This window comes from Paracoccus mangrovi, from assembly GCF_042648425.1.
Classification (GTDB): Bacteria; Pseudomonadota; Alphaproteobacteria; order Rhodobacterales; family Rhodobacteraceae; genus Paracoccus; species Paracoccus mangrovi.
In genome coordinates this window covers 305,254-327,178 of record NZ_JBHRXJ010000001.1, presented here as the reverse complement: position 1 = coordinate 327,178, position 21,925 = coordinate 305,254, and the positions used below count along the sequence as shown (strand labels likewise).

Sequence of the window (21,925 nt, the reverse complement as noted above, 5' to 3'; positions counted from 1 at the left end):
CCCAGAAAACAGGGTGTTGGCGAATATGCAACAGTTGCCCGGACGGCAGAGCATTTCCCGATCAAGACCGCTTTCCAAGTCCTTGGCTTTATGCGACTGTCGCTGCGATGTTGCTGGAAACGGCAGCCTTCAAAGTACTAACGGAGCATGATCATGACCAAATTTGCTACCTTTGCCCTGGCCCTCGGCCTGACGGCTTCGTCGGCTCTGGCCGGCGGCTATGTCGCCCCCGTCGTGGAAGTCGAGCCGGTCGTCGTTGACGAGAAGCCCGCTTCGTCGAACGCTGGCCTCGTCGTTCCGGCCCTGCTGCTGCTGGGCGTGATCGCCGCCGTCGCTTCGGACGACGACGATGATGACGACTCGAGCAACTAATCGTCCGTAAAGGACCTTTGGTTGAAAGGGCTGGCCGCAAGGTCAGCCCTTTTTCTTTTGCCATGTCCCGACTTTGCCATGTCTCGACTTTGCCATGTCCCGACCATGCCGGCGCGCGGCCCCGGCATTGCGCCGCGAGACGAAAGACCCGGACATGAAAAAAGCCCCGCATCTCTGCGGGGCTTTTTCATGTCTGCGATGGTGTTGCGCGCTTAAGGGCGCAGTTCCTGAATGGTCACATAGCCCAGATTGGGCCCGACCCATTGCCGCGACACCGTCACCCGGCCGCCCGAAACGATATAGTTGTTCTGGAAGGTCGCCGGCCCGTTCTGACAGCTTTCCAGAATCACGCCGGCTTTCGGGCCGGGGCCGATGGTGCAGTCAAAGCTCATCGGGCGTTCCAGCCCGTCGCCGGTCCAATAGCGCATGACGCGCCGGGCCTGACCGCTGCGACCGGCGCGGATCAGCGCGGCCGAGTTCGACATTTCGGCCACCGACAGGTCATGCCCAAGGCCGCGCGTGCCCGCCAGCATGCCGCCGCGCAGGATCAGCGCCTGTTCGTTCTTGGTCATATAGGTGCGCTGACCGCCATTCTCGCCGGTCATGGCCATGACCTGGGTCGTGCCCATGTTTTCCAGCCCGACCATGATCAGCGGGCCGGAATTCACCCGCAGCGCCTCGGCCGCCATGGCCGAGGGATCGCGCGCAGGCGCGGCGGCGGCCTTTTCGCCCCGCACCTTGGCGGCGCTTTGCTTGACCGCCGTGCCCAGCATGCCGGCGACCGAGCCGTCGCTGCCCATATTGCCACAGGCCGACAGCATCGCCAGCAGGGCGGCACCGATCGCGGTGCGCGTCATCATGCGGTTCATCGCCAGAACCTCCCCCAACCTTGATAGAGTTGGCCCGAATGGCTGTCGCGGACCGTATCGTAAAGCCGCCCGTCGACACGCAGGCGCGAACCGCCGTCACGCGACAGCGAGCGGATGTTGCCGCCGACGCGGCGCAACGAGGGTTGCCCTGTGCCCCAGCCCAGCGGGATCGAAATCTCGACGCCCTTGTCGAACGAGCCTTCGCCGAAATCCTCGGCGCTCAGATCGGTCTTGGTCGCCCAGGCGCCGACCCGCCAGCCATTGGCGAATTCGCGCGACAGCGACACGGTCGCGCCCTTGTCGCCGGCCAGATATTTGCCGACATCCAGCTGTGCGGTGATGCCATTGCTGAATTCGTAATAGGCCGAGATATGGCCGGTCGTGACCTCATAGTCGCGGAAGCCAAAGACATCGCGGAAATCGCGTTTCTTGACCCGGTTGATCTCGGCGCCAAAGGCCAGGGGCGAATTGACCGGCCACCACAGCACTTCGCCCGAAACGCCGCCATAGGCGCGTTCCAAAAGGCCGACGGTGACGCGGCTATAGACCGTTTCGGTCGGCTTGGCATACCAGGCCAGCGTCAGGCGCGGGATGGTCGGGCTTTTGTTGCCCTGATACATCCGGCCGTCCGAACGCACGCGCGGCACGCCGTTTTCGTTCACATCCTCGCCCTGGGCTTCGTATTCGTCCGGGGTCAGGTTGCCGGGGCCCTCTTGTTCCTGATTGCCAAAGGCGCGCTGGCGCACGCTGCCGGACAGGATCAGCCCGGGCAGCAGCTCGTATTCCCCAAGCAGCTCGGCGCCGATTTCATAGCGGAACGGTTCGTCCGGGTCGAAAAGCGAGGTCGAGAGATAGGGCTTCAGCCCCCAGCGGAAGCGCGGGAACAGGTCCTGCGAATAGATCAGGTTGCCCGGACGCGGATCGGCATCCGTCACCACCGCGGCGGCGGCGATCTGGCCGGCTTCGCTGTTTTCCAGCCGCTCGACATCCGAGCGGCGCAGCGTCACCGAACTGGTCGGAACGCCGTCCTCGGACGAGGTGATGACCAGCGTTTCGACCGAAGGCGGCAGCGCCCGCGTCATCAGCCGCGCGGTCCGGCCGATGGCCTCGGCCTGCTGGATATAGCGGTGGTTGCGGATGCGGACCTCGGCGCGGTTGGCGTCCAGCGCCATGCTTTCCAGCACCTGACCCTCTTTGGACAGGGCCTCGCCCAGCACCTTCTGGATGGCGGGTTGTGCGGTCGGGTCGGCCGACCATGCACCCGACCAGCCTTCGGGATCGACGTTCTGGGCCACGCGCGGACGCACCGGCGCCGGCGCCTTTTCCAGCCCCGAGGGGAAGGGGGCCTGACGCGGATCCATGGCGACGCTGAACTGGAAACCGACCTGCTTGGCGCCCAGCACATAGCCCTTGACCTGATAGTTCGCGCCGATCTGATAGGTCAGGCCCAGGTTGAAGCGGTTCTTCAGCTTGTCGCCATCGCTCAGCCAGACGGCGCGCTGACAGTTCTCGGCATCGCCGGTCTCGCAGGCATAGCTGTCGCCGGAATATTCGGCGGTCAGATAAAGCTTGTCGGTCGCCTGCCAGGTGGCGTTGATGAAGGGCGCGACATCGCCACGGAACCATTGGTCGATATTGGGCTTGCCGCCTTCCTGATCGTCGGGATCGGGGCGGTCGCCGATGCTGCCGATGCTGCCCTGTTGGGCAAGCCGGCCCCAGCCAAGGCCGGCGCTGACGCGCAGGCGCGGGGTGATGGTCTTGCTGGCGACGAAATATTCGGCGCCAAAGATGCCGGTGCCCATGAAGTCCTGCAAGCCGACGGCGACCGCCGGCCGCCAGCCGTTCGGATCCTCGTCCAGGAACTGATAGCGGACGTCAAAGCTGCGGTCCCAGATGAAGCCCCGGCTTTCCTCGGTGCTGTCGACGCGGGAATAGCGCAGCGCCACGGTCAGACGCGGCAGCGCCTGAAACACGATCGAGTTGCGCCGGGCCAGATCGGAATAGGCGATGGTCGCGCCCAGCGTGGCGTCGGGCAGCATTTCGGCGGTCGGCGTGTCGATGCCGCCGGGCAGGCCATAGCTGTTCAGCGTCGAGCCGATCATCGGATCGGCCCGGCCGGGCGCGGTGCCCAGGCTCAGCAACAGCGCCACCGGCATGGTCGAGGCCAGCAGGCGGCGGGTCAGGGTCGAATGGGCGCGCATCGGCGGGTCCTCTCAGGTCTTGTGCCCGCGTCGGGGCGCGGCGGGGTGGCGCGGCCCGCGCGGCAGATGCCGCATGGGCCGCGTCCGGTCATTCGGATCATTGACCGGCTGCCGGGGCGGGGGGCGTGGGCGGCAGCACCAGCGCCGGGGCCGGCACGGCATTGCCGCCGGTGGCCGCAGGCGCGGTCGTCGCGGGCGCGGCCGGTGCCGTCGCGGGTGCGGTTGTCGTGGGCGTGGTCGTCACGGGTGCCGGCGCCGTGGTGGCGGGCGCGGTCGTCGCAGGCGCCGTCGTCGTGACCGCCGGGGTGGTGGCCGTGCCTGTCGCCGGGGTCGTGCCCGGCGGGACCTTCACCGGGCTTTCGCCAGCGGGGGAGGTGGTCGCCGTGGGCGGCTTGGGCGTGGTGGCGGCGGGCTTCGGTTGCGCCTTGGGTTTGGGGGCCGCGGACGAGGCGCGGGTTTGCGCCTTGGGCATCGTGTCGGTGGGCACGGCACAGCCGGTCAGCCGCTGGCTGCCGACGCGCAGGCGCGCGGTGAACGGGGTTTTCTGATCGCCCGCCTCGCAGGCCTGAGCCTGCACGTTCAGCGAAAAGACGGCGCCGTTCATGGTGCCGATGAACTCGACGCCGCGCGCATAGGTCACGCGGCGCACGCTGACGCCGACCGATTTCGCGCCGGCGCGTTCATAGACGGCATTCTTGTCGGCGGCGGTCACCGTCCAGCCCGCACCGCTGGCGCGGAACATGGCGGTGCTCATGGTGCTGGCCTCGGCGGTGGCGACGGGGACCAGCTCGGCCCCGGTCTCGATCGGCTGCTCCAGCGGCGAGACACCGGGCGGTCCGACATGGCCCGTGGCTTCGGGCTTGGCTGCGGTCTGAAAGGGCAGCTCGCTACAGGCGGCAAGCGCCACGGTCATGGAAAGCACGGCGAAAGCCGAACGGAATTTCATCTGCTCTGTCCCGGTTGCTTGGGTTTTGCTTATGCGACTTGGCTACAGGAAGGCCCCGGATTGGGCAAGCAAAGACAGGCCCCAACCGCCATGAAAGCAGGTGGATGCGCGAATTATCGCACGCTTTTTATTGTTTCAGCAGTTGGGCACATTCACCGCCAGCCCACCCAGCGAGGTTTCCTTGTATTTCTCGCTCATGTCGGCGCCGGTCTGGCGCATGGTCTCGATCGCGGCATCGAGCGGCACGAAATGCTGTCCGTCGCCGCGCAGCGCAAGGCTTGCCGCCGATACCGCCTTGATCGCGCCCAGCCCGTTCCTTTCGATGCAGGGCACCTGCACCAGCCCCCTGACCGGGTCGCAGGTCATGCCAAGGTGATGTTCAAGCGCGATTTCGGCGGCGTTCTCGACCTGCTGGGGCGTGCCGCCCAGCACCGCGCAAAGCCCGGCCGCGGCCATCGCGCTGGCCGAGCCCACCTCGGCCTGACATCCGCATTCCGCGCCCGAGATGCTGGCATTGTGCTTGATCAGCCCGCCGACCGCCGCCGCCGTCAGCAGGAAATCGTCCAGCTGGCGTTCGGATGCGCCGGGCACATGATCCAGCCAATAGCGGATGACGGCGGGCACCACGCCGGCCGCGCCATTGGTGGGGGCGGTCACCACCTGTCCGCCGGCGGCGTTTTCCTCGTTCACGGCCATGGCATACATGGACATCCAGTCATTGATCACATGGGGCGCGGTCAGGTTCATCCCCGCCTCGGCCTTGAGCGCGGCGTGGATGCCGGGCGCGCGGCGGCGGATCGACAGCCCGCCGGGCAGGATGCCGCCCGTTTCCAGCCCCCGTTCCATGCAGTTGCGCATCACCTGCCAGATGTGATGGATGCCGGCCGAAATTTCCGCGTCCGAGCGAAAGACACGTTCGTTTTCACGCTTCATCGCGGCGACGGATTTGCCCGATGCGGCGGCCATATCCAGCATTTCGGCGGCGCTGGCAAAGGCGTGCGGCACCTTGGGCGAGGCATCGGTGCGCGTGTCGTCGCCCCGCGCCGCCAGCTCGGCCGCCGTCAGCACGAAGCCGCCGCCGATGGAATAATAGGTTTCCTGCGAAATCACGTCGCCCTGGGCATCGGTCGCCATCAGGATCATGCCATTGGCATGGCCGGGCAGGGCGCGGTCATAGTCAAAGATCAGATCGCGCGCCGGATCGAAATGCAGATCGCCCAGCCCCTCGGGCGACAGGATCCGGCTGTCGCGATTGGCGGCCAGCACGGTCTCGGCGGCCTCGGCATTCATGGTTTCGGGCAAAAATCCGGCCAGACCAAGGATGGTGGCGCGGTCGGTGGCATGCCCCTTGCCGGTAAAGGCCAGACTGCCATGCAGGCTGGCGCGCAGCCCGTGCGGGCGAAAGGGCTGGTCGCGCAGCATGTCCAGAAAGCGCCCGCCCGCCACCATCGGTCCCATCGTATGCGACGACGAGGGGCCGACCCCGATCTTGAAGATATCAAAGACCGAAAGAAACATGGCGCGGCTCCTGGCTGTCACTGGCTTGGTCCAAGCTTAGCCGTTGGGACCGGCGCCGGCCAGAGGGGCTGCGACGCGGGGCGTGAAGCGATGCGACATTTGACGACGCAGCGTTTGCATATTATTTAGGCGAACAGCCCAAAAAACTGGCATATATCGGTGCTGGGCAAAAGCCCGTGATCCGGGCATACGCCCGGTTCTTTCGCATCCCACGAACCCGGCCTACGAGTTTTCACATGACATTGCCTCACCCCATCACCCTTGGTGCGACGCGGCTTGGCGCCCCGGTTTTCCTGGCGCCGATGGCGGGGATCACCGATCTGCCGTTTCGCCGCGCGGTGGCGCGTCATGGCGGCGCCGGGCTGATGGTCAGCGAGATGGTCGCCTCGACCGAGATGGTGACGCCGCGGCCCTCGACCCGTGCCGCCGTCCGCGCCAAGGCTTTGACCGAAGGGGCGTTGCCGGTCAGCGTCCAGATCGCCGGGCGCGAGGCGGAGGCCATGGCCGAAACCGCGCGCATCGTGGCCGGCATGGGGGCGCGCATCGTCGACATCAACATGGGCTGCCCGGCGAAAAAGGTCACGGGCGGGCTGTCGGGGGCGGCGCTGATGCGCGATCTGGACCACGCGCTGACGCTGGTCGAGGCGGTGGTGGCCGCCGTTCCCGACCTGCCGGTCACGTTGAAGATGCGGCTGGGCTGGGACCATGATTGCCTGAATGCGGCGGAGCTGGCGGCGCGCGCGGCCGGGGTAGGGGTCAGGATGCTGAGCGTGCATGGCCGGACGCGGGCGCAGTTCTATACAGGACAGGCCGATTGGCGCGCCATCCGGGCGGTCGCGAACCTGCCGGGCCGGCCGCCTCTGGTTGCCAATGGCGATGTGGTGGACGCGGCCTCGGCCCGCGCGGCGCTGGAACAATCGGGGGCGGATGCGGTCATGGTCGGGCGCGGCGCACAGGGCGCGCCCTGGCGGCTGGCGCAGATCGCGCATGCGCTTTGGGACACGCCCGCGCCGCAGCTGCCGCAGGGCGCGGCGCTGGCCGAGGCGGTGGCCGAACATTACGACGATATCCTGTCCTTTTACGGGCATGAGCTGGGCCTGCGCGTCGCGCGCAAGCATCTGGGCTGGTATGCCGAGGCGAATGGCGCCCCGAACCGCGCCGAATTGATGCGCGCCGCGACCCCCGGGGCGACGCTGGCCGCGATCCGCGCCGGCTTTGGCGACGCGGTTCCCCCCGGTTCCAGAACCGCCGGTTCCGAAATCACCGGTCCCGCCATCACGGGGGCGCCATGACCGCGCGCCCCGGCACTGGCATGTCTGTCGATCCCGAGGTCGAGCTTGGGCCCGCATTCATGCCCGCGACCGTCGGGCCGAACTGGTCGGCGCTGCCTTTGCCGGCGATCATTCTGGACGGTCGCGGACGCATCGCGGCGATGAACGATCTGGCGGAATCCTTTCTGAACATCTCGTGCCGGTCGTCGCTGGGCCACCCGATCGAGGGGCCCGAAATGCTGAAACGGCTGCGGGTCGTGCCGCCGCTGGCGACGATTCTGGACCGCGTCGCCGAAGGGCATGAGGCGATGAACCGCGCCGGCGTGCGGTTCGAGATCGGCGACCGCTCGGGCGGGCATAGCGACCGCTATGCCACGCTGCATGCCGGCCCCGCGCCCAGCCCGGCGGGCGGCACCGTGATCCTGATCGCCCCGCAAGAGGGGGGCGGCCGGCTGGGACAGGGGCAGGCGGCGCGTTCCGCCGCGCGCTCGGCCATCGGCATGGCGGAAATGCTGGCGCATGAGATCAAGAACCCGCTGGCCGGGATTCGCGGCGCCGCGCAGCTGATCGGCATGAACCTGCGCCCCGAGGATCAGGATCTGGCCGAGCTGATCGTGGCGGAATCGCGCCGCATCGTGGAATTGCTGGATCAGGTCGAACGCTTTGGCGACACCTCGGCGCCGCGTCTTGCGGCAGTCAATATCCATGACGTGCTGGAACGCGTGCGCCGGTCCGCCGCCGTGGGCTTTGGGCGCGGGCTGAAGATCGTGCCCGATTACGATCCCAGCCTGCCGCCGGCGCTGATCGATGCCGATCAGATGGTGCAGGTCTGTCTGAATCTGGTCAAGAACGCCGCCGAGGCCATCGCCCGCGCGCATACCGGCGGCACCATCCGCATCCACAGCTTTTATGACGGCGCGCTGCGCCTTGCGCCCACCGAGGCCGAGCCGCAGGGCCGCCATCTGCCCTTGCAGATCCAGATCGAGGATGACGGCCCCGGCATCCCCGACAGCATCGTCGCCGAGGTCTTTGAGCCCTTTGTTTCGGGGCGCGAGAACGGCACCGGCCTTGGGCTGGCGCTGGTTTCGAAGATCGTCGCCGATCACGGCGCCTGGATCGCGCTGGAATCGCGGCCCGGCCGCACCGTCTTTCGCCTTTCCCTGCCCAAAGCCTGAGGTTTTTCATGGACGGCACCGTTCTGATCGCTGATGACGACCGCACCATCCGCACCGTTCTGACGCAGGCGCTGACCCGCGCGGGCTGTCGGGTGCATGCCACCGGCTCGCTGAACCAGCTTTCGCGATGGGTCGATGAGGGGCGCGGCGATCTGGTCATCACCGATGTGATGATGCCCGATGGCAATGGCATCGACATGATCCCGGCGATCCGCAAGGCCCGGCCCGGCCTGCCAGTGATCGTGATTTCGGCCCAGAACACCATCGTCACCGCCATCCGTGCCACCGAAGCCGAGGCCTTCGATTATCTGCCCAAGCCGTTCGACCTGCCCGATCTGATGGCGCGCGCGGGGCAGGCGCTGTCGCGCCGCGTGCGCCGCGCCGATCCCGCCGCGCAATCCCCCGCAGCCCCGCCCCCCGAGGCAGAACCTGCCACCGATCCGACGCTGCCGCTGATCGGTCATGCGCCGGCGATGCAGAACCTGTTTCGCATGGTGGCGCGGGTGCTCAACGCCGATCTGCCGGTGGTGATCGCGGGCGAGGCGGGGGTGGGCAAGACCGTGGTGGCGCGTTCGTTTCACGATCTGTCCGACCGGCGCGAGGCGGGTTTCGTGGTGCTGACCTCGGCCGATCCATCGGAAGAGGCGATCCAGCGCGCGGCCGAACGTGCGCTGGGCGGCACCCTTTTGATCGAGGATCCGGCCGGGTTCGACAGCGCCGCGCAGGCCCGGCTGATCGGCATGATCGAGGCCTGGGAAAGCGGGCCGGGCCGCAACCAGATGCCGCGCCTGATTTCGACCACCGGCCCCGATCCGCAGGCCGAGGTGGCGGCCGGACGGCTGCGGGCGGATCTGTATTACCGGCTGGCCGGGGTCACGATCACCGTGCCGCCGCTGCGGGCGCGGGTCGACGACATTCCGCCGCTGGCGCGTCATCTTCTGGCGCGCGCGGCGACGCAGGGCCTGCCGGCGCGCAGGCTGTCGGATGCCGCGACCGCGGTGATTCGCGCCCATCCCTTTCCGGGCAATGTGCGCGAGCTGGAAAACATGATGCGGCGGCTGGCGCTGATTGCGGCGGGGGCGGAAATTTCCGAGGCCGAACTGCGCCAGACCTTGCAGGATTCGCAGCCGGTGATGGCGCAGGCGGCGGCGCCCGCGCCATCCGCGCCCCGCGCCATGTCCCCGGCGACCGGGATGGCCGCGCCGGCCCCGGCGCTTTCCGGCCCGCCTTTGGCCGGTCTGGGCGAGTCCGCGAATATGCGGCTGGCCCAATCGGTTGAGATGCATTTGCAACGCTATTTCGATCTGCATGGCGATCAGCTGCCGCCGCCCGGCCTTTACGACCGCATCCTGCGCGAGATCGAAAAGCCGCTGCTTGAGATCGCGCTGGACGCCACCGGCGGCAATCAGCTGCGCTGCGCCGACCTTCTGGGCATCAACCGCAATACGTTGCGCAAGAAACTGACCGACCTGAATATCGAAGTGACAAGACGCCGCAAGCTGATGTAAAACGGCCACAGGTCGGTTCGCGACAGTCGCGCGACGGCCACAGAACGCCGCGGAACAGCGGCGGAATGATGAGGTCGGCACGTGGCAGCGGTATTGTCCAGGCATTCTTGGGATCGGCTCGTCGCCCTGCGGCGCCGGCGCAGCTATCGCAATGCGGCGACGCTGGGGCTGGTGCTGCTGGGGCCGGCGCTGGCGGCGCTGACCTTTGCGGTGATGGGGCCGTTCGCGGGCGCGACCTCGGGGGGCAGGATGCTGCGGCTGGTGCTGTTGGCGGACCTGCTTTACCTGATCGTGCTGATCGGGCTGGTGGTGGCGCGCATGGTGCGCATCTTTGCCGCGCGGCGCAAATCGGCGGTGGGGTCGCGGCTGCATATGCGGCTGGTGGGCGTATTCGCCACCATCGCGCTGGTGCCGACGGTGCTGGTGGCGCTGTTCGCGGGGCTGACGCTGAGCATCGGGCTTGAGGGCTGGTTCTCGAACCGGGTGCAGCAGGTGGTCTCAAGCTCGCTTTCCGCCGCCGAGGCCTATCAGGACGAACATCGCCGCGACCTGACCAATGACGCCAAGCTTCTGGCCGGCGCGCTGACCCAGGCGGCGCGGCGCAATCCGATGCTGGATGACGGGGTGCTGCGCCAGCTTTTGGAACAGGGGCAGGGCCTGATCCAGCGCGGCCTGCGCGAGGCTTATGTCATCGACGGGCGCGGCACCATCCGCGCACGCGGCGAACGCAGCTATCAGTTCTGGTACGAACAGCCCAGCCCCGCGCAATTCGATCAGGCCAGCGCCACCGGGCTGGTGCTGATCGAGGACTGGCAGAATAACGAATTCCGCGCGCTGGTGCCGCTGCCGCCGCTGGCCGACCGCTATCTTTACGTCACCCGCGACGTGGATGGCGATCTTTTGGGGCTGTTGGACGACACCCGCCAGACGGTCGGCGAATATCAGCGGCTGGAACAGGAACGCGGCCGGGTTCTGTTGGAATTTTCCTTGCTTTACCTTGGCTTCGCACTGCTTCTTGTGGCGGCGGCGATGTGGTTGGGCCTGTGGTTCGCCGACCGGCTGTCGCGGCCGATCGGGCGGCTGGCCGCCGCTTCCGAACAGGTGGGCGAGGGCAATCTGGACCTGCAAATCCCCGATGCCAATACCGGCGACGAGATCCAGACCCTGGGCGAAAGCTTTAACCGCATGACCCGCCAGCTGAAACAGCAGCGTCAGGAGCTGGTCGAAAGCTATCGCGCCGCCGACGATCAGCGGCGGTTGTTCGATTCCGTGCTGTCCTCGGTCACGGCGGGGGTGATCGGGCTGGATGCGGCGGGCGAGATCGACTTTCTGAACCGCTCGGCGACGCGGCTTCTGGGGCTGGACCCGGCGCGGGACCACGACCGGTTGCTCTCCGAGGCGGTGCCGGAATTCGCCCCGCTCTTCGAGCGTCTGCACCAGTCGGTCAACGAATGGGTGCAGGACGAGATCCGCCTGAACCGCGAGGGCCGGGTCGAAAGCCTTTTGGTGCGCATGGCGATCCGGCGCGGCGCGGCGGGCGGGCTTGAGGGGTATGTGGTCGCGCTGGACGATGTGACCGATCTGGTTTCGGCGCAGCGCATGGCGGCCTGGGGCGATGTCGCCCGCCGCGTCGCCCATGAGATCAAGAACCCGCTGACCCCGATCCAGCTTTCGGCCGAGCGGCTCAAGCGCAAATTCGGCCCCATCGCCGGCGACGAGCGCGATGCGCTTGAGCAATATACCGAAGTCATCATCCGCCAGACCAATGACCTGCGCCGGATCGTGGACGAGTTTTCGCGTTTCGCCCGCATGCCCGAACCCGACCGCAAGGAAACCGATATCGCAAAGCTGTTGCGCGACAGCGAGCTGATGCAGCGCGACGCGCTGCAAGGGGCGCTGGTTTCCGATATTCCGGACGAGCCGGTGATCGTCGACGCCGATGCCGGCATGATGCGGCAGGTGTTCACCAATCTTTTGAAGAATGCCGGGGAAGCCATTGATGAATTGCGCAAAGACCCGCCCGAAGGTTGGGTGCCCCGGGTGCTGGTCGAGATGCATTCGGCCCCCGATGCGGTCACGATCCGCATTATCGACAACGGGCCCGGCCTGCCACAGGACCGGACCCGGCTTTTCGAACCCTATGTGACCATGAAACCCGGTGGGACCGGCCTTGGCCTGCCCATCGTCAAGAAGATCGTCGAGGAACATGGCGGCAGCCTGTCGCTGACCGATGCCCCCGGTCAGCAGGGGGCCATGGCTGAAATCCGGTTGCCGCGCGAGCGTCAGCCGGTGCGCCTGTCGGTTCGCCGCCAGAAACACGAGCAGGAAATGTCGAAATGAGTGATATTCTTATTGTTGATGATGAACGCGACATCCGCGAGCTGATCTCGGATATTCTGCGCGATGAGGGTTATGCCACGCGGCTGGCCGCCAATTCCGACGAGGCGGTGGCCGAGCTGAATGCCGGCGAGCCGGCGCTGATGATCCTGGATATCTGGCTGAAGGACAGCAAGATGGACGGGATCGACATCCTCAAGCAGGTCAAGCGCAACAACCCCGACGTGCCGGTGGTCATCATTTCCGGCCATGGCAATATCGAGATCGCGGTCGCGGCGATCAAACAGGGCGCCTATGACTTTATCGAAAAGCCCTTCAATATCGACCAGCTTCTGGTGGTGATCCGCCGCGCCATGGAAACCTCGCGGTTGCGGCGCGAGAACACGGTGCTGAAACGCGGCGAGGCCAAGGCGGCCGAGATGCTGGGCAATTCCGCGCCGTTCCGGCGGCTGCGCGAACAGCTGGACAAGGTGGCCAAGTCGAACGGCCGGGTGATGCTGACCGGCGAGCCGGGCGCGGGCAAGGAAATTTCCGCCCGCTATATCCACGCCCACAGCCCGCGCGACCGCGCGCCCTTTGTCACCGTGTCCTGCGCCACCATCGAGCCCGATCACATGGAAGAGGTGCTGTTCGGGCGCGAAAGCGCCGAGCGCGGCATCGAGCCCGGGCTTCTGGAACAGGCCCATGGCGGGGTGATCTATTTCGACGAGGTCGCCGATATGCCGCTGGGCACGCAGCCCAAGATCCTGCGCGTGCTGACCGAGCAGCAGTTCCAGCGTTCGGGCGGGACCGACAAGGTGCGGGTCGATCTGCGGGTGATTTCCTCGACCAATCGCGATCTGGCGGTCGAGATCAATGCCGGGCGTTTCCGGCAAGAGCTTTATGACCGGCTGAACGTGGTGCCGGTCGCCGTGCCCTCGCTGGCCGAGCGGCGCGACGACATTCCGATGCTGGCGGAATATTTCATCGAGCAGTTCCACCTGACCCAGTCGCTGCCGCAGCGCGAATTGCCCGAGGAAACCAGCGCCGCGCTTCAGACGATGAACTGGCCGGGAAACATCCGCCAGCTGCGCAATGTCATCGAGCGGGTGCTGATCCTGGGGGATGGGACCGGCCCGATCCAGCCGGCCGAGCTTGAGGTGCAGGGCGGCGCCAGCAGTGGCGGCGGCGAGGCGCTGGCGCTGGGGCCGCAGATCACGAGCCTGGCGCTGCGCGAGGCGCGCGAGCTGTTTGAGCGCGAATATCTTCTGGCCCAGATCAACCGTTTCGGCGGCAATATCAGCCGCACGGCGCAATTCGTCGGCATGGAGCGCAGCGCGCTCCACCGCAAGCTGAAATCGCTGGGCGTGGTGGGGGGCGTCCGCGTCGAGGACGAGGTCAGTGTGAAGTGATCGCGCCCGGCGGCGCGGTTCTTTGGATATTTATGTGAAGAAGAAACAGGGCGGATGGATGCGTGGGTGCCAGGGGGGGGCGGGATGGACGGGTGTTTTCGGGTATCGGTCATTCCCGGGCCGCGTTAGGATCGCCTCTTATGACGGCAGCAGGCTGGACAGGGAATGAAGATCATCATCTGCGGGGCGGGACAGGTCGGCTGGCACATTGCCCGTCATCTGGCCGGTGAACGCAACGACGTCACCATCATCGACACCAATGCCGAGCTGATCCGGCGCGCCACCGATGCGCTGGACGTGCAGGGTGTGACCGGTTTCGCCAGCCATCCCGAGGTGCTGGACCGGGCGGGGGCCCGTGACGCCGACCTGCTGATTGCGGCCACCCATTCGGATGAGGTGAACATGGTCACCTGTCAGGTCGCGCATTCCGTCTTTCAGGTGCCGCGCAAGATCGCGCGGCTGCGCAGTTCGGCCTATCTGGATGCGATCTATTCCGATCTTTACCGCACCGATCACCTGCCCATCGATGTCGTGATCAGCCCCGAGCGCGAGGTGGCGCGGGCGGCCTTGCAGCGGCTTTCGACGCCCTCGACCTTTGACGCCGAGACGTTCCTTGAGGGGCGGTTGCATCTGTTGGGGATTTCGCTGGAACCCGACAGCCCGGTGCTGAACACGCCTTTGCGCCAGCTCAATGACATGTTTTCCAGTCTGAGCGCGATCGTCACCGGCGTGCGCCGGCATGGCAAGCTTTTCGTCCCCGAGGCCAATGACCAGCTGTTCGAGGGTGATCAGATCTATGTCTTCACGCTGGCCGAGGATGTGCCGCGCACGCTGGAAATCTTTGGCAAGCCGACCGCGCGACAGGAAAACGTGGTCATCATCGGCGCCGGCAATGTGGGCCTTGCGGTGGCGCAGGCGCTTGAGGCGCGGCCCGAGCGTGTCCGTGTCAAGCTGATCGAGCGCAACCGCGCCCGGGCCGAGGACGCGGCCGATGCGCTGAACCGGACCATCGTGCTGAACGGGGACGGGCTTTCGGCCGAATTGCTCGAAGAGGCGGCGGTTCCCAAGGCCGATGCCGTTCTGGCCATTACCGATGACGACAAGACCAATATCCTGGCCGCCGTGCGCGCCAAGCAGGTCGGCGCCAAGCTGGCGATTTCGCTGGTCAACGATCCGACGCTGATGTCGATGATGGAGCCGCTGGACATCGACGCCTTTATCAACCCGCGCGCCAGCACGGTGTCGACCATCCTGCGCCATATCCGGCACGGGCGGGTGCGCGACATCTATTCCATCGGCGATGCCGAGGCCGAGGTGATCGAGGCGCAGGTGCTGTCCACATCGCCCATCGCGGGCCGGCCGGTGCGCGATATCGAATTCCCCGAAGGCGCGCTGATCGGTGCGGTGCAGAAACAGGGCAGGGTGATCAAGCCGGTCGGCGATCTGCGCGTCGAAGAGGGCGATATCGTGGTGATCTTTGCCCTGTCATCCGACATCCCCGAGGTCGAGCGCCTGTTGCAGGTCTCGATCGACTTTTTCTGAGGCGGGCATGAGGTTTCTTCTGCGCCTGCCGCTGATCGTCATTCTGGCCGGGATCGGCGCGTTGGCCATGATCATGCCGGGGCTTTATGCCCATGCGCTGGACCAGCACAAGATCGGCTCGATCTTTCTGGGCTGTGCGGGGCTGTTTTTGTTGCTGGCCGTGATCACCGGGCTGGCCAGCGCCGCCGATCCCGAAGGGCCGCGTCCCGGCAGCGTGCTTTTGACCATGCTGGGCACGATGACGGCGCTGCCGGCGATGCTGGCCGTGCCTTTCGCGCTGTCGCTGCCCGATACCGGCTATCTGAACGCGTGGTGGGAAATGGTGTCGAGCCTGACCACCACCGGGGCCTCGCTTTATTCGGCCGAGCTTTTGGCCGAGCCGCTGCATCTGTGGCGGGCGACGGTGGGCTGGCTCGGGGGGCTTTTCATGCTGGTGGCGGCGGTGGCGCTTTTGGCGCCGCTGCGGGTGGGCGGCTTTGAAATTCTGGCCTCACCCTATGGCCGCAACGAGCGGTTCGCCCGGCTGCCGCAATCCCCCGACGCGCCATTCGCGGCGGCGCAGCGCGTCACCGTGGGCTATCGGCCGGAATATGCCGATCCGGTCTATCGCATGATCCGGATCGGGCGGCAGGTGCTGCCGGTCTATGCCGGGCTGACGATGCTGATGTGGGTGCTGCTTTTGATGCTGGGCGAGCCGGGGCTGGTCGCGCTGACCCGGGCGATGGGCACGCTGTCGACCAGCGGCATCAGCCCGGTCAACGGTCCCGCCGGACAGGCCAGCGGGCTGACCGGCGAGGTGGTGATTTTCCTGTTTCTGATCCCGGCGCTGTCGCGGCGTTTCTGGCCCGGCGGGCGCGAGCTGAGCACCGGCGACAGCTGGCTTGAGGATCCCGAGCTGCGCATGGCGGCGGGGGTGGTGCTTCTGGTGTCGGTGATGCTGTTTGCGCGCCATTTCGTCGGTGCCATCGACGTGTCCCCGACCGGCGCGGCGGGCGTGCTGGAAACGCTGGACAGCGCGATGTCGGCGGCATGGGGCGGCATCTTCAACGGGCTCAGCTATCTGACCACGACGGGCTGGAACTCATTGGAATGGCAGGGCGCGCGGAACTGGTCGGGGCTGAGCTCGCCGGGCCTGATCCTGGCGGGGCTGGCGATGATGGGGGGCGGCGTTGCCACCACCGCCGGCGGGGTCAAGCTGTTGCGGGTCTATGCCCTGGCGCGCCATTCCGAACGCGAACTGGAACGGGTCGTGCATCCGCATTCCGTTTCCGGCGGCGGGCTGATGGCGCGGCGGCTGCGTCACGAGGGGGCCTATCTGGCCTTTATCTTTTTCATGCTTTTCGCAAGTTCGATCGCGGTGGTGGTCATGCTGATCTCGATCCAGGAAATCGAATTCGACAGCGCCACCATCCTGTCCATCGCCGCCCTGACGAATACCGGCCCGCTGGCCGGGGCGATTCCATTGACGCCGACCTTTCAGGGCTCGGCCGGGATGGCGGGCGCCCCCTGGGAGGGCTGGGCCGGGCTTCCGGCGGTCACCAAGGCCATTCTGGCCGGGGCGATGATCGTCGGCAGGGTCGAGACGCTGGCAATTCTGGCACTGTTCTCGCCCGATTACTGGCGGCGATAGTCCGGGGCCGCGTCACATGCTTGCAAGCCGCCTGCGGCTCGCCTAAGTCTTGAAAAACAGCGATAAGGACAAGGTGCCCCCTATGGCCGGCGACAAACAGAACCTTCAGGACGCTTTTCTCAACCATGTTCGCAAGGGCAAGGTTCCGGTCACGATTTTCCTTATCAATGGTGTGAAACTCCAGGGTGTTATCACCTGGTTCGACAATTTCTGCGTGCTCTTGCGCCGTGATGGCCAGTCGCAGCTGGTCTATAAGCATGCCATCTCGACCATCATGCCGGGGCAGCCGATCAGCCTTTACGACGGCGAGGATTGATTGGCCGAAGCCACCGAGACGCGCGAGGCCCCGACGCGGGCCTATGTGATCCATCCCGATCTGGGCAATGATCGCACCCGCCGGTCGCCCGATCTGGCGCTGGAGGAAGCCATCGCGCTGGCCCATGCGCTGCCCGCCATCGAAGTCGTCGGCGCCGAGGTCTCAAAGCTGCGCAAGCCCGATGCCGGGATGCTGTTTTCCAAGGGAAAACGCGAAGAGATCGGCGAGCATGTCAAGGCCGCCGCCGGGGGCGAGGGCGCCGAGCTGGTGCTGATCGACGGGCCGGTGACGCCGGTCCAGCAGCGCAATCTGGAAAAGGCATGGGGGGTCAAGATCCTTGACCGGACCGGGCTGATCCTTGAGATTTTCGCCGACCGCGCCCAGACCCGCGAAGGGGTGTTGCAGGTCGAGCTGGCGGCGCTGGCCTATCAGCGGACGCGGCTGGTCCGGGCCTGGACCCATCTTGAGCGCCAGCGGGGCGGGCTTGGCTTTGTCGGCGGTCCCGGCGAAACCCAGATCGAGGCCGACCGCCGCGCCATCGACGAACAGATGGTGCGCCTGCGCCGGCAGCTGGAGCGCGTGGTCAAGACCCGCGAGCTGCATCGCAAGGCGCGTGCCAAGGTACCCTATCCGATTGTCGCGTTGGTCGGCTATACCAATGCCGGGAAATCGACGCTTTTCAACCTGTTGACCGGGGCCGAGGTGATGGCCAAGGATCAGCTTTTCGCCACGCTCGACCCGACCATGCGGCAGATGACGCTGCCCGGCGGGCGGCGGGTGATCCTGTCCGATACGGTGGGATTCATCAGCGATCTGCCCCATGAGCTGGTCGCGGCTTTCCGCGCCACGCTCGAAGAGGTGCTGGCCGCCGATCTGATCCTGCATGTGCGCGATATCTCGCATCCCGAGACCGAGGAGCAGGCCGGCGATGTCGGCGAGATCCTGGACAGTCTGGGCGTCGAGGATGACGTGCCGTTGATCGAGGTCTGGAACAAGATCGATGCGCTGTCGGCCGAGACCCGCGCCGCGCTGCGCCGCGCCGATGCCCGCACCGAGGGGGTGCAGGCGATCTCGGCGCTGACCGGCGAGGGGATCGACGATCTTTTGGCGGCGGTGGATGCGCGTCTGGCCGAGGCGCTGGACGAGCCGCGCCTTGAGGAGGCGCTGGTTCTGGATCATGCCGATGGCCGCAGGCGCGCCTGGTTGCATCGTCAGGGCGTCGTTGTCACCGAAGAGCCGGGCGAAGATGGGGTGCGCCTGTCCTTGCGCTGGACCGAGCGGCAAAAGGCGCAGTTCGCGGCGCTTTGATGGCGGGGGACCGCCCTTTCGGGATCGGGTGATGCCGGTTGCGGCGGCCGGATCTGGATATTTGGATGAAGAAGAAAGCAGGGCCGCGCCGGAATTGCCGCGGCTTTTGCCTTTTGTCCGGGCGTTTCAGGCGGGCAGCGCCGCCAGTTCATGCGCCCAGGGCGGATTGGCGCCGGGGCGCGAGACGGTGATCGCCGCCGCGCGGGTGCCGAGCGTGAGCGCGGCGGTGATATGTTCGGCTGTCAGCTCGGCGAGGCCCTTGCGATTGAGGACGCCGGCCTGATCGAGGGCCGCGAGGACGCCGGCGTTGAAGGTGTCGCCGGCACCGATCGTATCGGCGACTTCGACCCGGACGGCCTTGGCGTTGAGGATGTCGCCCGACCAATGCGCGCGCGCGCCGGCCGATCCGCCGGTCTGAAAGACCACGCGCGGCCCCCGGGTCAGGATCGCGGCGGCGGCCTGATCGTGGCTGGCGCCGGGGGTCAGCCATTCCAGATCGTCGCCCGAAAGCTTGACCAGATCGGCCATGGCGATCAGCCGGTCGAGCCGGGCGCGATAGGCGGCCTCGTTCTGGATGAAGAAGGGGCGGATATTGGGGTCGATCATCACCGGGATACGGTCGCGGACGCGGGCCACCAATGCCTCGACGGCGGCGCCGCAGGGATCGGGCACAAGGCTGATGCCGCCGATGAACAGCGCGCTGACCCGGTCGGGGATGTCGGGCAGGTCGTCGGCCGTCAGCATGCGCCCGGCCGAGCCTTCGTCATAGAAGGCATAGCGCGCCTCGCCCCCGGTCAGGGTCACGAAGGCAAGCGTGGTGAGCCGGTCGCTGCGCGGAGAAAGCGAGGTGTCGACATGCGCCTCGGCCAGCGGATGGAGAAGCATTTCGCCAAAGGGATCGCGTGAGATGGGCCAGAGATAGCCGCTATCGGCGCCCATGCGCCCGAGCGCGATGGCGGTGTTATAGACCGCGCCGCCCGGCAGGGGGCGATAGCTTGCCCCTTCGGGCACCATGTCGATCAGCGATTCACCGGCGCAAAGGATCATGTCTGTTCCCCCCTCGTTACCGGTTCTTCATATCAGTTGATAGCGGTAACTGCCAATCGGGGAAATGCGGGCTGCGGCGGTGATGGCGGGCTTTTCGGCCGCGCCGATGCGGACATAGCCGCCGCGTTCGTTCGCCCAGACCAGCGCCGCGACCAGCGCCAAAGCCAGCAGCACCGCCAGCGCGATCTTCCAGACCGACCAGGGGCGTTCGCCCTGAACCCGCCCGGACTGGCCGTTGACCACGAAGCGATAGCTTTTGCCGTTATAGCGATAGGCGGCGGTCCAGACCGGCAACAGCACATGTTTGAAGGTTTCGCCGCTGTGGCGGGTTTCGATCCCGGTGATGCGCTGTTCGTCGCCACCGATGTCGCGGCGCACGTCCATGGTGATGACCCCGGCCATTTCCTGACGCGCGATGTCATGGCCCGCGGCCAGCGGGATCGTATAGCCCTCGGCCAGAAAACCCGAGAGATATTCCGGTCGATAGGGCATCAGATGCGACAGGTCCCAGGGCGTCAGCGCATCGGTGATGCGGCGCGGCAGCGAGCCCGAGGCCAGCACCAGCACATCGTCGAAATCGCGCGCGACCTGGCCAGAGACATTGTGCCAGCGGGTGCGGCGCACCTGTTCGGCGACGCGCTGTTGGCGGCCGTTGATTTCGCGGGTGACCCAGACGGTTTCGTAATACCAGTCCCCGCGCGCCCCGCTATAGCGCGACCGGGTATTGGCGTCGAAGGTCCAGAAGGGGGAATAGACCCCACTCATTTCCTTGCCGCGTCGTGCATAGGCGGTCAGGCCCGAGGGCGCGAACCAAAGCCCGCCCAGCCAATCCTCGAGCGCGGCCTTGGCCTGTGCTTCGGTGATGACAAAAGGCAGCACGCCCTGAGGCTTGATCAGGCGCGTGGTGCCGGTATCGGTCACCACGGGCGTGGCGCAGAACGGGCAGGCCGAGGCGTGGCGGTCGCTGGTGATTTCCACCTTGGCGCCGCAATTCGGGCAAGAAAGCGTGCGCACGGTTTCGGTGAGGTCGCTGTCGCTGTCGAGGCGCAACCCCTGATCCAGCGGCAATTCGCGCAGCGAGGGCGCCTTGTGCCCCGCATCCCATTGCAGCGCCCGCCCGGTCGCCGGATCGCGCAGGATCGCGGTTTCGCCCCATGGGCCGTCCTGTGGCTGGCGGCCGGGGGCGCGGGCGGGACCGGGGCCGATATCCTGTCTGTGCCCGCAATAGGGGCAGACAAGCACCTGCTGACCCGGCGAGAATTCGAGGCTTGCGCCGCAATTCTCGCAGGGAAAGCGGTATTCCGAGGGGGGCGTCGGCATGGCTGGGCGCGCCCCGATCAGCCGTCCTGTTTGGGCAGGGGCGGCGGGGGCGGCGGCGGCGCGATGGTGAATAGCTGCGCCAGCGCCGTCACCTCATCGGCGGGTTTCCAGCCGTCCTGTCCCGGGGTCCAGACCAGCGTGTCGCGGGTAAAGCGGCCCTCTTGGGCCAACCGGCCCAGATGGGCGCGGCCATAGGGTCCCTGGGCCTGACCGTCGACGGCGATATGCCAGACGATTTCGGATTGCAGGGGCGGGGGCGTCATCTGCTGGGGGGCCAGCTGGGGCGCCATCTGTTGGGGAACTGTGCCCCATGGGCCGCGTTGCATGCCGCCCATGGCCATGCCCATGCCCATACCGGCGCCGATGCCCGCGCCCATGGCCGCACCCGCGCCGCCCGCCTGGTTCGAGGCGTTCAGCATCGCCTCGGACGCGGCATATTGGCCAAAGCGGTCCAGATCGCCGACAATTCCCATCGAGGTCCGCTTGTCCAGCATCTTTTCGACTTCGTCCGGCAGGCTGATGTTTTCGATATAGAATTCCGGGATGGTCAGGCCGTAGGCCGCGACCGTCGGGCTGATCGCCTTGGCGACGATCTGGCCGAATTGCTGGGTATTGGCGGCCATGTCGAGAACCGGAATGCCCGAGGCCGCGATCATGCGCGAAAATTCCTGCACGATGATGTTGCGCAGCTGGAAGCTGATTTCATCGGCGGTGAATTCGCCATCGGTCCCGACGATTTCCTGCATGAACTTGCCGGGATCGGTCACGCGCATCGAATAGGTGCCAAAGGCGCGCAGCCTGACCGGGCCGAATTCCGGGTCGCGCGCGATGACCGGGTTCTTGGTGCCCCATTTCAGGTCGTTGAAGCGCGTCGTGTTGACGAAATAGATTTCCGACTTGAAGGGGCTGCGGAAGCCGTGATCCCAGTGCTGAAGCCGGGTCAGGATCGGCAGGTTGTTGGTTTCCAGCATGTAAAGGCCGGGCTGAAAGACATCGGCCAGTTGCCCCTCATGGATAAAAACCGCCGCCTGGCCTTCGCGCACCGTCAGCTTGGCGCCGTATTTGATCGCGCGGCCCACGGTCGGGAAGCGATAGACCATCGTGTCGCGCGAATCGTCCGTCCATTCGATGATCTCGATGAACTCGCCGCCAAGGATGTTGAACAGGGACATAG

Annotated in this window: 17 protein-coding genes; 10 read left to right on the top strand and 7 right to left on the bottom strand. The window is 66.5% G+C overall.

The features are described 5' to 3' along the window. Window positions 1–153 precede the first annotated feature (153 nt). Window positions 154–372: a hypothetical protein gene (locus ACFOMH_RS01585; RefSeq protein WP_377742178.1), complete on the top strand. Its 219-nt coding sequence runs from the start codon at window positions 154–156 to the stop codon at window positions 370–372. Window positions 373–584: 212 nt separating this feature from the next. On the opposite strand, the gene ACFOMH_RS01580 is transcribed toward ACFOMH_RS01585, so the two are convergent. From ACFOMH_RS01580 to ACFOMH_RS01565, 4 genes are all read right to left on the bottom strand, one after another. Next, a complete protein-coding gene (locus tag ACFOMH_RS01580; RefSeq protein ID WP_374424606.1) occupies window positions 585–1,241 on the bottom strand; it encodes a YjbF family lipoprotein in 657 nt (218 codons plus the stop codon). Then, complete coding sequence (locus tag ACFOMH_RS01575) at window positions 1,238–3,442, bottom strand: YjbH domain-containing protein (RefSeq protein ID WP_377742177.1); 2,205 nt, start codon at window positions 3,440–3,442, stop codon at window positions 1,238–1,240. Before ACFOMH_RS01575 ends, ACFOMH_RS01580 begins: the two co-directional genes overlap by 4 nt. A 97-nt stretch (window positions 3,443–3,539) precedes the next feature. Then, window positions 3,540–4,388, bottom strand: a complete 849-nt coding sequence (locus ACFOMH_RS01570; RefSeq protein ID WP_377742176.1) for a hypothetical protein — start codon at window positions 4,386–4,388, stop codon at window positions 3,540–3,542. Window positions 4,389–4,523: 135 nt separating this feature from the next. Further along, on the bottom strand, window positions 4,524–5,906 hold the full coding sequence (locus tag ACFOMH_RS01565) for an L-serine ammonia-lyase (RefSeq protein WP_377742175.1): 1,383 nt from the start codon (window positions 5,904–5,906) through the stop codon (window positions 4,524–4,526). A gap of 236 nt (window positions 5,907–6,142) precedes the next feature. Between ACFOMH_RS01565 and dusB the strand changes: the two genes are divergently transcribed. The 9 genes from dusB (at window position 6,143) to hflX (ending at window position 18,384) form a co-directional block, all read left to right on the top strand. Beyond that, complete coding sequence (dusB, locus tag ACFOMH_RS01560) at window positions 6,143–7,198, top strand: tRNA dihydrouridine synthase DusB (RefSeq protein WP_377742174.1); 1,056 nt, start codon at window positions 6,143–6,145, stop codon at window positions 7,196–7,198. Next, window positions 7,195–8,352, top strand: a complete 1,158-nt coding sequence (locus tag ACFOMH_RS01555; RefSeq protein WP_377742172.1) for a two-component system sensor histidine kinase NtrB — start codon at window positions 7,195–7,197, stop codon at window positions 8,350–8,352. Before dusB ends, ACFOMH_RS01555 begins: the two co-directional genes overlap by 4 nt. 8 nt (window positions 8,353–8,360) lie before the next feature. Next, window positions 8,361–9,860 carry a response regulator gene (locus ACFOMH_RS01550; RefSeq protein WP_377742171.1) on the top strand — a complete coding sequence of 500 codons (1,500 nt, stop codon included), beginning with the start codon at window positions 8,361–8,363 and terminating at the stop codon, window positions 9,858–9,860. A gap of 93 nt (window positions 9,861–9,953) precedes the next feature. Further along, window positions 9,954–12,200: a sensor histidine kinase NtrY-like gene (locus ACFOMH_RS01545; RefSeq protein ID WP_377742169.1), complete on the top strand. Its 2,247-nt coding sequence runs from the start codon at window positions 9,954–9,956 to the stop codon at window positions 12,198–12,200. Next, window positions 12,197–13,588 (top strand): nitrogen assimilation response regulator NtrX, encoded by a 1,392-nt coding sequence (ntrX, locus tag ACFOMH_RS01540; protein WP_374424618.1) that lies wholly within the window; start codon window positions 12,197–12,199, stop codon window positions 13,586–13,588. Before ACFOMH_RS01545 ends, ntrX begins: the two co-directional genes overlap by 4 nt. Window positions 13,589–13,753: 165 nt before the next feature. After that, window positions 13,754–15,130 carry a Trk system potassium transporter TrkA gene (gene trkA, locus ACFOMH_RS01535; RefSeq protein WP_374424619.1) on the top strand — a complete coding sequence of 459 codons (1,377 nt, stop codon included), beginning with the start codon at window positions 13,754–13,756 and terminating at the stop codon, window positions 15,128–15,130. A gap of 7 nt (window positions 15,131–15,137) precedes the next feature. Beyond that, a complete protein-coding gene (locus tag ACFOMH_RS01530; RefSeq protein ID WP_377742166.1) occupies window positions 15,138–16,760 on the top strand; it encodes a potassium transporter TrkG in 1,623 nt (540 codons plus the stop codon). Window positions 16,761–16,842: 82 nt separating this feature from the next. Continuing rightward, window positions 16,843–17,076, top strand: a complete 234-nt coding sequence (hfq, locus tag ACFOMH_RS01525; protein ID WP_017999735.1) for an RNA chaperone Hfq — start codon at window positions 16,843–16,845, stop codon at window positions 17,074–17,076. Next, the gene (hflX, locus tag ACFOMH_RS01520) at window positions 17,077–18,384 is read left to right on the top strand and encodes a GTPase HflX (protein ID WP_374424623.1); all 1,308 of its coding nucleotides are present in this window, start codon (window positions 17,077–17,079) and stop codon (window positions 18,382–18,384) included. It begins immediately after the preceding gene. Between the two features lie 126 nt (window positions 18,385–18,510). Here hflX and ACFOMH_RS01515 read toward each other — a convergent pair whose 3' ends face one another. Genes ACFOMH_RS01515 through ACFOMH_RS01505 form a run of 3 tightly spaced genes read right to left on the bottom strand, consistent with a single transcriptional unit; the run spans window position 18,511 to window position 21,923 of the window. After that, complete coding sequence (locus ACFOMH_RS01515) at window positions 18,511–19,431, bottom strand: carbohydrate kinase family protein (protein ID WP_377742164.1); 921 nt, start codon at window positions 19,429–19,431, stop codon at window positions 18,511–18,513. Between the two features lie 27 nt (window positions 19,432–19,458). Continuing rightward, the gene (locus ACFOMH_RS01510) at window positions 19,459–20,751 is read right to left on the bottom strand and encodes a zinc ribbon domain-containing protein (protein ID WP_377742162.1); all 1,293 of its coding nucleotides are present in this window, start codon (window positions 20,749–20,751) and stop codon (window positions 19,459–19,461) included. 17 nt (window positions 20,752–20,768) lie between these two features. Next, window positions 20,769–21,923, bottom strand: a complete 1,155-nt coding sequence (locus tag ACFOMH_RS01505; RefSeq protein WP_377742160.1) for an SPFH domain-containing protein — start codon at window positions 21,921–21,923, stop codon at window positions 20,769–20,771. Between the last annotated feature and the right edge of the window lie 2 nt (window positions 21,924–21,925).

Excerpts from the sequence above, each read along its gene's own strand:
- ACFOMH_RS01585 (WP_377742178.1), top strand. The coding sequence starts at position 154 with ATGACCAAATTTGCTACCTTTGCCCTGGCCCTCGGCCTGACGGCTTCG.
- ACFOMH_RS01580 (WP_374424606.1), bottom strand. The coding sequence starts at position 1,241 with ATGAACCGCATGATGACGCGCACCGCGATCGGTGCCGCCCTGCTGGCG.
- ACFOMH_RS01575 (WP_377742177.1), bottom strand. The coding sequence starts at position 3,442 with ATGCGCGCCCATTCGACCCTGACCCGCCGCCTGCTGGCCTCGACCATG.
- ACFOMH_RS01570 (WP_377742176.1), bottom strand. The coding sequence starts at position 4,388 with ATGAAATTCCGTTCGGCTTTCGCCGTGCTTTCCATGACCGTGGCGCTT.
- ACFOMH_RS01565 (WP_377742175.1), bottom strand. The coding sequence starts at position 5,906 with ATGTTTCTTTCGGTCTTTGATATCTTCAAGATCGGGGTCGGCCCCTCG.
- dusB (WP_377742174.1), top strand. The coding sequence starts at position 6,143 with ATGACATTGCCTCACCCCATCACCCTTGGTGCGACGCGGCTTGGCGCC.
- ACFOMH_RS01555 (WP_377742172.1), top strand. The coding sequence starts at position 7,195 with ATGACCGCGCGCCCCGGCACTGGCATGTCTGTCGATCCCGAGGTCGAG.
- ACFOMH_RS01550 (WP_377742171.1), top strand. The coding sequence starts at position 8,361 with ATGGACGGCACCGTTCTGATCGCTGATGACGACCGCACCATCCGCACC.
- ntrX (WP_374424618.1), top strand. The coding sequence starts at position 12,197 with ATGAGTGATATTCTTATTGTTGATGATGAACGCGACATCCGCGAGCTG.
- trkA (WP_374424619.1), top strand. The coding sequence starts at position 13,754 with ATGAAGATCATCATCTGCGGGGCGGGACAGGTCGGCTGGCACATTGCC.
- ACFOMH_RS01530 (WP_377742166.1), top strand. The coding sequence starts at position 15,138 with ATGAGGTTTCTTCTGCGCCTGCCGCTGATCGTCATTCTGGCCGGGATC.
- hfq (WP_017999735.1), top strand. The coding sequence starts at position 16,843 with ATGGCCGGCGACAAACAGAACCTTCAGGACGCTTTTCTCAACCATGTT.
- ACFOMH_RS01515 (WP_377742164.1), bottom strand. The coding sequence starts at position 19,431 with ATGATCCTTTGCGCCGGTGAATCGCTGATCGACATGGTGCCCGAAGGG.
- ACFOMH_RS01510 (WP_377742162.1), bottom strand. The coding sequence starts at position 20,751 with ATGCCGACGCCCCCCTCGGAATACCGCTTTCCCTGCGAGAATTGCGGC.
- ACFOMH_RS01505 (WP_377742160.1), bottom strand. The coding sequence starts at position 21,923 with ATGTCCCTGTTCAACATCCTTGGCGGCGAGTTCATCGAGATCATCGAA.